We start from the raw sequence: 4,687 nt of genomic DNA, 5'->3' as shown, positions 1-4,687 counted from the left end.
TCGACCGCACCCGCCGGTCCGCCGCCGGCCGCACCGCCCATGAGATGGGCGCCCACATGGCGGGCGGCAATGCCGTGCTGCTCTTTGCCGAGGGTCAGTCGGACATCGGCACCCACGTGCTGCCCTTCCGCTCGGCCCTGGTCGGCGCCGCCCAGCACGCCATGCTCGACGCGGGCGCCAGCGAGGTGATGATCCAGCCTCTGACCATCGCCTATACCAGGCTCCAGGGCCTGCCGGTCGGCCGCACCGAGCGCTCGCTGATCGCCTGGATCAAGTCCAAGTCGGTCAAGCAGAATATCCGCGAGATCCTGGGCGGCCCGGTCAAGGACGTGACCGTGGCCTTCGGGACGCCCCGTCCGCTGCGCGACACCGACAATCGCAAGCTGGTGACCAAGGCGGCCGAAAACGACGTGCGCGCCATGCTGGTGGCGCTCAATCGCGGCCGCCCCCTGCCCGTTGCCGCCGAATAGGAACAATTTTACCCGGTAATGCTAACGCCAGCCCGGCTTTGGCGATTAACATTTCATTAGCTATCGTCTTTCTCGACAAGGAGATGACGATGGTCTGGAACATGCTTTTGATGTGGGCGGTGGTGATCGTCGCGCTGGTCTGGTTCGTCGGCAGCGAACGTCGGCGCCGGCGCGACGCCGATATTGCCCGTGCCGCTCGTTTTTATGCGCGGGCCCGGCCCCTGCCGCGCGAGCCCCAGGCGGAAGAGCCGCCGCTTCCCGCGCGACGCGCCGGTGGGCTGACCGAGCAGCAGCGCGCCTTTCTCACCACGCTGGCCGAAGTCAATCGCGCGCCCGAGCGCCCAGCCGCGCCCGCATCCGGTCGATGATCCGCGCGGCCCGCAGCATCAGGGCCATGTCGATATCGGCGTCGCTCATGGCGCTTGTGCCTTCGGCCCAGACGGGGATGACCAGCTCATGGGTCTGCTCCTCCCCGTCCCGGCTTTCCAGCAGCACCGCGCGCACGTGACCGGTGACGCGCCCGGCCAGGCGCGGATGGGCCTGCTTGTCGCGCACGCCGATATCGATGAGTTGTAGAATCATGAGGGCTCCCGGCCGAGCCCTTGTCACCCCACGATGTGGTCATCCGATGGCATAAGCTCCGGAGCGGTAATGAAAACCCCCGCTGCCGGTTCCTTCAAACCTTGACTGGATGGCTGACCCGCCCGGTATCGCCGAACACCTCGATATAGCGGGCGATCTCCTCGGGCGTTCCGGTAGCCTTGGCCGGATTGTCGCTCAGCTTGACCGCGGGGCGGCCATTGGCCTCGCTCACCTTGGCGACGATGGAGATCGGCGCGAGCCCGGGATTGGGCCCGTCGGGCGAGCAGCCCTCGAAATCATTGGTGAGGTTGGTGCCCCAGCCGAAGGCCATGCGCACCCGCCCGTCGAAATGCAGATAGGCTTCCTCGATCATGTCGACGTCGAGCCCGTCCGAAAAGATCAGCAGCTTGTCGCGCGGATCGCGCCCGCGCTCTTCCCAGAAGCTGATGATGCGCTCGCCCCCCTCGATGGCGGGAGCACTGTCGGGGCGGAAGCCGGTCCAGTCGGCCACCCAATCGGGCGCGTCGCGCAAAAAGGCGTCGGTGCCGAAGGCGTCGGGCAGGACGATCAGCAGATTGCCGCCATAATAGCTCTTCCAGTCCTGGAGCACGCGATAGGGCGCCTCGCGCAATTCCTCGTCCGAGCGGGCCAGCGCCGCCAGCACCATGGGCAATTCATGCGCATTGGTGCCCAGGGCCTCAAGGTCGGTATCCATGGCCAGCTTCACATTGGAGGTGCCGGTGAAATTTTCCCCGATCCCCTCCTTGAGCGCCTCCACGCACCAGCGCTGCCAGAGGAAGGAGTGGCGGCGGCGGGTGCCGAAGTCGGAAATCTTCAGATCGGGCAGCTTTTGCAGCCGCTCCACCTTTTCCCACATCTTGGCCTTGGCCCGGGCATAGAGCACGTCGAGCGTGAAGGGGCCGTAATGCTTCATGGCGGCGCGCGAGCGCAGTTCGTTGATGATGGCCAGCGCCGGGATTTCCCACATGGTGGTTTCCAGCCACAGCCCCGGAAACTCCAGGATGAACTGGCCGTCGCGCTTTTCCAGTCGGTATTCGGGAAGCTGGAAATTTTCCAGCCAGCGCAGGAAGGCGGGCTGGAAGATCTGCTTGGAGCCGTAGAAGGTGTTGCCGGCCAGCCAGATCATTTCCTTCTTGGAGACGCGCAGCGTGCGGCAATGGTCCAGTTGCGCGCGCAATTCGTCGATGTCGATCTCGTCGGTCAGGCGCACCGCCTTGGTGCGGTTGATGAGCGAGAAGGTGGCCTCGACCTTGGGATAGAGCCCCCAGATCATCTGCACCATGAGCAGCTTGTAGAAATCGGTATCGAGCAGGCTGCGCACGATCGGGTCGAGCTTGAAGGTGTGGTTGTACACCCTGCGGGCGATGTCGGTGTAAATTGCCATTTATGGTCTCACTGGGGCCGCATGGTTTTAGCCCGCCGGGATGGGCTTTGAAAGATGGGCGCCGGCGCTAGATCATTTCAGCGTTTCTATTAAACGGTGAAATGATCTAAGCTTTTGTTTTATCACGTTTCCGAACCGCAAAACCGTTTCCACTTTTGCTGGAAACGCGCTAATAGCCCGGCAGCACCGAGAAAATCCTCAGAGCGCTTTCGGGCAGGCTCACATCCTCGAGCCAATCGGGCAGCGTTCCGGCGGCGTAAAGCGCCGCGAAGCTGTCCGGCGCCAATTCGGGCAAGCCCCTGACCTCGGCCATGCCCGGGCACAGCACCACCAGCCCGATGCCGCGCTCCGCCAGGATCGCCCTGGCGGTGGCGATGGGCTCGTTGAAGAAGCGGAAGGTGTCGCGCACCCCCTGCTGGTTGCGGTGATAGGGCGCCGAAACCACCTCATGGGGCGTATAGAGCATCAGATGCGCGCCCAGGTCGATCGGGGTCATGATGCGCTCAGGCGGCAGCGCCGCCAGATCGGCGAAGGCTGCGGCGACGAGGCAGGCTTGCTTGCCCGCACCTTCCGCTTGCGATGCCGGCTTTTCGCCCGGCGCCAGCAGGGTGATGCCGGTGACCAGCAGCGACAGCACCACACCGGAAAAAGCCAGCCAGCTCAGCATCAGCGCCAGGGCATTGCCCAGCCGGGCGCGGGCCAGGTAGCGCCGGCGCAGACTGACGATCAGCCAGGCCGCCGCCGGCATGGCGGGCATGATGGCCAGCCGCGCCCCGCGCACCTGCGTCAGCATCACCAGCGCGGTGGCGAGGAGAAACACCAGCAGCACGGCCCATTCGGCCCGGCCCTCCTTTACTCGCGCCAGCCGCACGATGACCACCAGTGCCGCCAGCAATGCCGGAACGCCGACGGCGATGGCATAGGCGGGCAGTTCGACCAGGGTCGAAAGCCAGGGCCGCGCCTCCACGATGCCGGCGATCCAATGGCTTTGCAGCCAGGGGTCGAGCGCGCCATAGGGGCCGCCCAGGCATTGCGGATAGAGCGCGAGAATGAGGCCCAGCCCCAGCCCGCCCAGCAGGGCGAGAAGCACCAGTCGTTGCCAGGCGGCGCGGGGAGGCCGAATGAGGCTGGCCAGGGTAAAGCTCAGGGCCACCACCAGCGCCACCCCGACATAGACCGGCGAGATGACGTCGCAGGCCGGCTCCAGCCAGCGCCAGGGCGGGCGGAACAGGGCCAGATGCCCCATGGCGCCCAGGCCGAAAGCCAGCCCGAAGCCGCGCATGGCGCGGGCATGGATGGGCTCGGCCACCCAGAGCAGGCCCAGCGCCAGGATGGCGGCGGCGATGGCGGGCAGCGATTCGGTGGCAATGGCCAGCGCCGTCGCCGCCGGCAGCCCGCAGACGATCCCGGCGCGCGGGCGGCGCACGCTCTCCACCGCCGCCCAGGCCATGGCCAGGGTCAGCACGATGATGACATTGTGGTGGTCCACCCGGCCCGGGGTGAATTCGGCCAATATGGCCGGGCTCAGGATCGGCAGCACCAGCGCCGGCAGCACCCCTTCGGGGCCCACCAGGCGCTGCGTCAGCCCGGCGCTGATGAACAGCAGCGCGCCCAGCAGCGCCAGGGGCCAGACATAGCCGGCGCCGACCAGCGCCATGTCCGGCCCCAGAAAAGGCGTGAAAGCCATGACCAGCAGCGCCAGCGGCAGGTCCACCAGCCGCGACCAGTGCAGCTCCGCCCCCCAGGGCGTATTGAGGCGATGGGCGACCAGGTCGTACCAGTTCTGCCCGCCGAGAAAATCGCGCACCATCACCATGCGCATGGCGTCGTCCGTATCGGGAAAGAAGGGCTGCCCCGCCCGGCCCATCAGCGTGCGCACCACCAATATGGCCACGGCTGCAGCAAGGATGGCGGCCAGGAGGCGCCAGTCGATGCCGCGTCGGGACGGGCTCTGCTCGTTCACTTTTCTCTCTCCGCCCAGCCTGGCCTGCGCGGACCATGGCGCAGCCGGGTTAAAATGGGGTAGAAGCCGGGCGCGCCCGCGATGGCATTGCCAAGGCTGCGGCTGCGTCATAAATTACCAAGATATTTCTTGTTTAATTAGGGAATTGCCCGATGCCCGAGACCGTGGAAGGCCGCTGGTCCGAAATCTTCCAGCCGCGCTATGCCAGCGTCACGCTGATCCTGTGCCTGGGGGTCTCGCTTCTGGCCTTCAATTCCTTCGTCGCCA

The 4,687-nt window shown here is 66.1% G+C and carries 4 protein-coding genes and 1 pseudogene; 2 read left to right on the top strand and 3 right to left on the bottom strand.

Features of this window, described 5'->3' with window-relative positions:
- Both VDP82_RS14160 and VDP82_RS14155 read left to right on the top strand, forming a co-directional pair.
- Window positions 1–470 (top strand): annotated as a pseudogene (locus VDP82_RS14160) (1-acyl-sn-glycerol-3-phosphate acyltransferase); the annotation flags it as partial.
- An 89-nt stretch (window positions 471–559) separates the two neighbouring features.
- Complete coding sequence (locus VDP82_RS14155) at window positions 560–838, top strand: hypothetical protein (RefSeq protein ID WP_323015494.1); 279 nt, start codon at window positions 560–562, stop codon at window positions 836–838.
- Here the strand turns inward: VDP82_RS14155 and VDP82_RS14150 are convergent.
- From VDP82_RS14150 to VDP82_RS14140, 3 genes are all read right to left on the bottom strand, one after another.
- A complete protein-coding gene (locus VDP82_RS14150; RefSeq protein WP_323015493.1) occupies window positions 792–1,052 on the bottom strand; it encodes a hypothetical protein in 261 nt (86 codons plus the stop codon). The genes VDP82_RS14155 and VDP82_RS14150 overlap by 47 nt on opposite strands.
- 94 nt (window positions 1,053–1,146) lie before the next feature.
- Window positions 1,147–2,457 carry a nicotinate phosphoribosyltransferase gene (pncB, locus tag VDP82_RS14145; protein ID WP_323015492.1) on the bottom strand — a complete coding sequence of 437 codons (1,311 nt, stop codon included), beginning with the start codon at window positions 2,455–2,457 and terminating at the stop codon, window positions 1,147–1,149.
- A gap of 169 nt (window positions 2,458–2,626) precedes the next feature.
- Window positions 2,627–4,420, bottom strand: coding sequence for a hypothetical protein (locus VDP82_RS14140; protein ID WP_323015491.1), 1,794 nt, complete (start codon window positions 4,418–4,420; stop codon window positions 2,627–2,629).
- Between the last annotated feature and the right edge of the window lie 267 nt (window positions 4,421–4,687).

It is taken from the genome of Devosia sp. (genome assembly GCF_034675085.1).
GTDB lineage: Bacteria > Pseudomonadota > Alphaproteobacteria > Rhizobiales > Devosiaceae > Devosia.
This window is presented reverse-complemented; position numbering and strand designations above follow the sequence as displayed.